At 60.2% G+C, this 6,786-nt stretch carries 3 protein-coding genes; 2 read left to right on the forward strand and 1 reads right to left on the reverse strand.

Annotation, left to right across the window (positions count from 1 at the left end):
• Window positions 1-601: 601 nt before the first annotated feature.
• Window positions 602-3,496 (reverse strand): ribonucleoside-diphosphate reductase subunit alpha, encoded by a 2,895-nt coding sequence (locus tag QMX86_RS26825; RefSeq protein ID WP_024013986.1) that lies wholly within the window; start codon window positions 3,494-3,496, stop codon window positions 602-604.
• Between the two features lie 855 nt (window positions 3,497-4,351).
• Here QMX86_RS26825 and QMX86_RS26830 point away from each other — a divergent pair.
• Window positions 4,352-5,074, forward strand: coding sequence for a response regulator (locus tag QMX86_RS26830; RefSeq protein WP_056788095.1), 723 nt, complete (start codon window positions 4,352-4,354; stop codon window positions 5,072-5,074).
• Complete coding sequence (locus QMX86_RS26835; RefSeq protein WP_024013984.1) at window positions 5,071-6,681, forward strand: ATP-binding protein; 1,611 nt, start codon at window positions 5,071-5,073, stop codon at window positions 6,679-6,681. Before QMX86_RS26830 ends, QMX86_RS26835 begins: the two co-directional genes overlap by 4 nt.
• Window positions 6,682-6,786: the final 105 nt, after the last annotated feature.

Consider the following 6,786-nt stretch of genomic DNA (forward strand, 5'->3'; position numbering starts at 1 on the left):
GATCGATCCGGGCGCAGCGGCTCCGGTTTGCTTCGCTGCACCTCCTTCCGCTGTGTCTGGCTGCGCCAGACGGTCGCTGCGCTCCCACGCCCGGATCAATCCCTCCGCTCAGCCTTCCGACGTCGCCGGTGGATCAAGATCAAGAGCACTCGAGCTTGCGCTCATTGTTGAGTGGTGCGGCTTTGCCGCGGGCAGCTGCGCTGCTTTGCTTTTGCTTTTGTGGGAGCGAGCCTGCTCGCGATAGCGGTCTGGCGGCCAACCAATTTCGCCCAGATACCCACGATCCAACTGTAGGAGCCGCCGAAGGCTGCGATCTTTTGATCTGGCTTTTGCTTTGCTTCGGCTCTTGATCTTTTACCCCTTCGGCAGGCTTCGTTACGGGATCGACGCGGGGGTGGTAGCGCAGCGACCGTACGACCAGGTCTCTGAAAAGGTGACTCGCTGTAAGAGCAAAACCATAAGAAGCCGTTACCGCAGCAACGGATATTCGTCCAAACCCAAACCCCCAAAAAACAAAACCCCCGACAAACCAGAAGTCTGTCGGGGGTTTTCTTTTTTCTCGAGATATCAGGCGTCTCGCAACGCCTGATCTCAGCTCAGCTTATTGGCAAGCTTCGCAATCCGGCTCGTCAATCGCGCAAGCCTTCGGCACTGGCGCAGGACCTGCCGGAGCGGCCAGAACCGAATCGTCGCCGTGGTTGCCGCCGCTGGAAACAGCGTTCAGCTTACCGGTGTTGATGGTCGACTTCTCGGTGCTGGTCGCGGCCAGGGCACGGAGGTAGTAGGTGGTTTTCAGACCACGGTACCAGGCCATGCGGTAGGTCACGTCGAGCTTCTTGCCCGATGCGCCGGCGATGTACAGGTTCAGCGACTGGGCCTGGTCGATCCACTTCTGACGACGGCTGGCGGCGTCAACGATCCACTTGGTGTCCACTTCGAACGCGGTCGCGTAGAGCTCTTTGAGTTCTTGCGGGATGCGCTCGATCTGCTGCACCGAACCGTCGTAGTACTTCAGGTCGTTGATCATCACCGAGTCCCACAGACCGCGAGCCTTCAGGTCGCGAACCAGGTACGGGTTGATCACGGTGAATTCGCCCGACAGGTTCGATTTCACGTACAGGTTCTGGTAAGTCGGTTCGATCGACTGCGAGACGCCAGTGATGTTGGCGATGGTCGCGGTCGGTGCGATGGCCATGATGTTCGAGTTACGGATGCCTTTCTGTACACGGGCGCGAACCGGTGCCCAGTCGAGGGTTTCCTTCAGGTCGACATCGATGTACTTCTCGCCACGCTGCTCGATCAGGATCTGTTGCGAATCCAGCGGCAGGATGCCCTTGGACCACAGCGAGCCGTTGAACGTCTCGTAGGCGCCGCGCTCGTCGGCCAGGTCGCAGGAAGCCTGGATCGCGTAGTAGCTGACCGCTTCCATCGACTTGTCGGCGAACTCGACGGCGGCGTCGGAGCCGTAGGCGATGTGCTGCAGGTACAGAGCGTCCTGGAAGCCCATGATGCCCAGACCGACCGGACGGTGGCGGAAGTTGGAGTTCTTCGCTTGCGGCACCGAGTAGTAGTTGATGTCGATCACGTTATCGAGCATGCGCACGGCGGTGTTCACGGTGCGTTGCAGCTTGGCGGTATCGAGCTTGCCGTCGACGATGTGGTTCGGCAGGTTGATCGAGCCCAGGTTGCAAACGGCGATTTCGTCCTTGTTGGTGTTCAAGGTGATCTCGGTGCACAGGTTCGAGCTGTGGACCACGCCGACGTGCTGCTGCGGGCTGCGCAGGTTGCACGGGTCTTTGAAAGTCAGCCATGGGTGGCCGGTTTCGAACAGCATGGACAGCATCTTGCGCCACAGGTCTTTGGCCTGGATGGTCTTGAACAGCTTGACCTTGCCCGGGTACTCGGTCAGCGCTTCGTAGTACTCGTAGCGCTCTTCGAAGGCTTTACCGGTCAGGTCGTGCAGGTCCGGTACTTCGGATGGCGAGAACAGGGTCCACTTGCCGTCATCGAAGACGCGCTTCATGAACAGGTCAGGGATCCAGTTGGCAGTGTTCATGTCGTGGGTACGACGACGATCGTCACCGGTGTTCTTGCGCAGCTCGATGAACTCTTCGATGTCCATGTGCCAGGTTTCCAGGTAGGCACACACAGCGCCTTTGCGCTTGCCACCCTGGTTCACGGCCACAGCGGTGTCGTTCACTACTTTGAGGAACGGCACAACGCCTTGCGACTTGCCGTTGGTGCCCTTGATGTACGAACCCAGCGCACGCACCGGCGTCCAGTCGTTGCCCAGGCCGCCGGCAAATTTCGACAGCATGGCGTTGTCGTGGATCGCGTGATAGATGCCCGACAGGTCATCCGGCACGGTGGTCAGGTAGCAGCTCGACAGCTGTGGACGCAGGGTACCGGCGTTGAACAGGGTCGGGGTCGAAGCCATGTAGTCGAACGAGGACAGCAGGTTGTAGAACTCGATCGCACGGTCTTCTTTCTGCTTCTCTTCGATCGCAAGGCCCATGGCCACGCGCATGAAGAAGATCTGCGGCAGTTCGAAACGCACGCCATCCTTGTGGATGAAGTAGCGGTCGTACAGGGTCTGCAGGCCCAGGTAGGTGAATTGCTGATCGCGCTCGTGGTTGATCGCCTTGCCCAGTTTTTCCAGGTCGAAGGTGGCCAGCACAGGGTTCAGCAGTTCGAACTCGATACCTTTGGCGATGTAGGCCGGCAGGGCCTTGGCGTACAGGTCGGCCATTTCGTGATGGGTGGCGCTTTCGGCGACTTCGAGGAAGTTCAGGCCTTCGGCACGCAGGGTGTCCATCAGCAGGCGGGCGGTAACGAACGAGTAGTTCGGCTCGCGCTCGACCAGGGTACGGGCGGTCATCACCAGCGCGGTGTTGACGTCGGTTAGGGCCACGCCGTCGTACAGGTTCTTCAGGGTTTCGCGCTGGATCAGGTCGCCGTCGACTTCTTCCAGGCCTTCGCAGGCTTCGGTAACGATGGTGTTCAGGCGGCCCATGTCCAGCGGCGCGAGGCTGCCGTCGGCGCGGGTGATGCGGATCGACGGGTGCGCGTTGACTGCTGCTTCGGCAGGAGCGTGAGCTGCGCGCTCTTTCGAACGGCCGTCACGGTAGATCACGTAGTCGCGTGCAACTTTCTGCTCGCCGGCACGCATCAGGGCCAGTTCGACCTGGTCCTGGATTTCTTCGATGTGGATGGTGCCGCCCGATGGCATGCGACGCTTGAAGGTCGCGGTGACCTGTTCGGTCAGGCGCGCAACGGTGTCGTGGATTCGCGACGAGGCGGCAGCGGTGCCGCCTTCAACTGCGAGGAACGCTTTGGTGATAGCGACGGTGATCTTGTCATCGGTGTAAGGAACGACAGTGCCATTACGCTTGATCACGCGCAGCTGGCCAGGCGCGGTGGCTGCCAGATCCGAAGTCGAATCGGCGGCCTGCGGCAAGGTGCCCTGCGGGTTCTCGCGAGTTGTGTCGGTTTGCATGGGGGGTGGTCTCCACATTCTCTATGTTTGTTTGGCACCGTCATGGTGCTCACCGTTCTGTACCGAAGCACTGCAACCGACGGGCGTCGGCATTACAAACTTCGGAACAGTAGGAAAAAGGCTGCAACGCCGCATCCTTGCCGAAGTTTTGGTTACGAGCCGAAGCTCGCCACCGGATTCCTTCGCGGGTGGCAGTCATGACTGCAACACCCATACCGTTTTGTCCGTTTCGGACCAAATAAAACGGTGCCATCCGCCAGTGCGGTTTGGGCTTGAAAAAACTCGCTTGTTCTACCGGAAACTGGCCATAAAGCACTTGAGTTTCAGGTCTGAAATGTGGTTGGGCGTTTTAGGTGAAAACCCTATATGTAGGGTCTCTGTTTTCGCCGTGCTACAAGATAATGCGTTTCAGGGGGGGATTGCAACGTACTACCTGTGGATAAGCCTGTGCGTAATTTGTGTAAGAAACAGGGAAAACGCGTGTAGGCCGCGAACCTGCTGAGCCAGACCGTTTGTCACTGTTTTTTTGCCTGGAAAAACGCTTCAGCGGTTTTTTAAGGGCGCGAACCCTATCACAGAATTCCGCCTTGTCCGAACGCATTTACCGACTTGTTTTCCGGGTGAGCGGCGTTTATACAATCGCTGGGTGCACGGGCATTTTTATCCTCCTGAAACATGACAGATGATCGGGAGGACTCATGTAGGAGCTGCCGAAGGCTGCGATCTTTTGATTGTGATTTTTCAAGAGCAAGATCAAAAGATCGCAGCCTCGTTTCACTCGTCAGCTCCTACAGGAACCGCGTTCATTCAGCGAAACCTTCATATATCAATAAAAACAGCAAGCAGAGGTCACCGGTGGAGCAACAAACCTGGCAGGTATTGATCGTCGAGGATGACCAGCGACTGGCCGAGCTCACCCGCGATTACCTGCAAGCCAATGGCCTGCGCGTGGAGATCGAAGGCAACGGTGCGCTGGCGGCGGCGCGGATCATCAAGGAGCAGCCGGATCTGGTGATCCTCGATCTGATGCTGCCCGGCGAGGATGGCCTGAGCATCTGCCGCAAGGTGCGCAGCCAGTACGACGGGCCGATCCTGATGCTCACCGCGCGCACCGATGACGCTGATCAGATCCACGGCCTCGACCTCGGTGCCGACGACTACGTATGCAAACCGGTGCGTCCGCGCTTGTTGCTGGCGCGGATCCAGGCGTTGCTGCGGCGCAGTGACACACCGGAGCCGGTCGCGGAAAAATCCCGGCGGTTGCAATTCGGTCCACTGGTGGTCGACAACGCGTTACGCGAAGCCTGGCTGAGCGACAACGGCATCGAGCTGACCAGCGCCGAGTTCGACCTGCTGTGGCTGCTGGTGTCCAATGCCGGGCGGATTCTTTCCCGGGAAGAAATCTTCACTGCATTGCGCGGCATCGGCTACGACGGCCAGGACCGCTCGATCGACGTGCGCATCTCGCGCATACGCCCGAAAATCGGCGACGACCCCGATCATCCGCGCCTGATCAAGACTATTCGCAGCAAAGGCTATCTGTTCGTCCCTGAAGCCTGCGCAGACCTGGCGCTGTGAATTCGATCTTCCTGCGCATCTACGGCGGCATGTGCGCCGCGCTGATTCTGGTGGCGGTGCTCGGCGTGCTGGCGCTGAACCTGCTCAATCAGGTGCGCAGCGAGCAATACCGCGAGCGCCTGGCCCACGGCACCTTCTCGCTGATGGCCGACAATCTGCAACCGATGAACCAGACCGAGCGTCATCGCGCGCTTCTGGTGTGGGAGCGGCTGCTCGGTATTCCGCTGACGCTGAAGAAATTCTCCGAAACCGACCTTGATCTGGCCCAGCGCACCCGTGTCCTGCGCGGTCAGGCGCTGGTCGAGCAGACCGGGCCTCATGCGGCCAAGGTCTATCGGCTGATCAGCGAAAAAGAGCAAATGATGCTGGTGGGCGAGGTACAGCAGATCAGCGAGCAACTGGCCCGGGCGACCATTTACCTGCTGGCCGATGAACTGGTGCGGGTACCGGTCGGCGAACAGCCCAAACGTCTGGCGCAGATAAAACAGGAAAAGGGCTTTGGCTTCGATCTGCGTCTGGTCACGGTAAATGACGCCGACATGGACGAAGACCAGAGCCGCCGCGTGGCCGAGGGCGACACGGTGATGGCGTTGGGCAAGGGCGGCGATTCGATCCGCGTCTTCGCCGGTATGGTCGGCACGCCGTGGGTGCTGGAAATCGGCCCGCTGTATCAGATGAATCCGTACCCGCCGGAATGGCTGGTATTGATTGCCGCGCTGGGCCTGACCCTGATCGGCCTTATCGTTTATCTGTTGGTGCGTCAGCTCGAGCGACGTTTGCGCGGCCTCGAAGCGGCGGCCACGCGGATCGCCAAGGGCAGCCTGGAAACCCGTGTGCCGGCGCGCGGTGCCGACTCGGTCGGGCGGCTGGCGTCGGCGTTCAATGGCATGGCCGAGCACTTGCAGCAGTTGCTGGCGATCCAGCGTGAACTGGTGCGCGCGGTGTCTCACGAGCTGCGCACGCCAGTGGCGCGGCTGCGTTTCGGTCTGGAGATGATCGGTACGGCGACCACCCCGCAGGCGCTGGAGAAATACCGCGAAGGCATGGATCACGACATCGAAGACCTCGATAAGCTGGTCGACGAAATGCTCACCTACGCACGACTGGAGCAAGGCTCGCCGGCGCTGACCTTCCAGCGCATCGATCTGGATGCGCTGGTCAATCAGGTGATCGAAGAATTGGCGCCGCTGCGCGCCGAGGTCACGGTGCAGCGCGGATTGTGTCTGTCATCGGCCGACAACGACGGCGCCTGGGTCGAGGCCGAGCCGCGTTATTTGCATCGGGCGCTGCAGAATCTGGTGGGCAACGCGATGCGCCATGCGCATTCGCAGGTGACGGTGAGTTATCAGGTCGGCCAGTTGCGTTGCCGGATCGACGTCGAGGACGACGGACCGGGCGTTCCGGAAGTGGCTTGGGAACGGATCTTCACGCCGTTTCTGCGCCTTGACGATAGCCGCACGCGGGCCTCGGGCGGGCATGGTCTGGGCTTGTCGATTGTGCGGCGGATCATCCACTGGCACGACGGCCGCGCGATCATTGGCAAGAGCAAGAGTCTGGGTGGGGCCTGTTTCAGTCTGAGCTGGCCGAGGAATCAGGAGCGCCGGTAGGTTGTGTGGTGGCAGGGCTGGCCCCATCGCTGGCAAGCCAGCTCCCACAGGTTTTGCGGGTGTACATTGTCTTTATGTTCACCGCGAATACTGTGGGAGCTGGCT

Origin of the sequence: Pseudomonas sp. PS01270 (assembly GCF_029959775.1) — a bacterium.
Taxonomy (GTDB): domain Bacteria; phylum Pseudomonadota; class Gammaproteobacteria; order Pseudomonadales; family Pseudomonadaceae; genus Aquipseudomonas; species Aquipseudomonas atacamensis.

Bases quoted from the DNA above. Each gene is read 5' to 3' on its own strand.
- QMX86_RS26825 (WP_024013986.1), bottom strand. From the start codon at position 3,496: ATGCAAACCGACACAACTCGCGAGAACCCGCAGGGCACCTTGCCGCAG.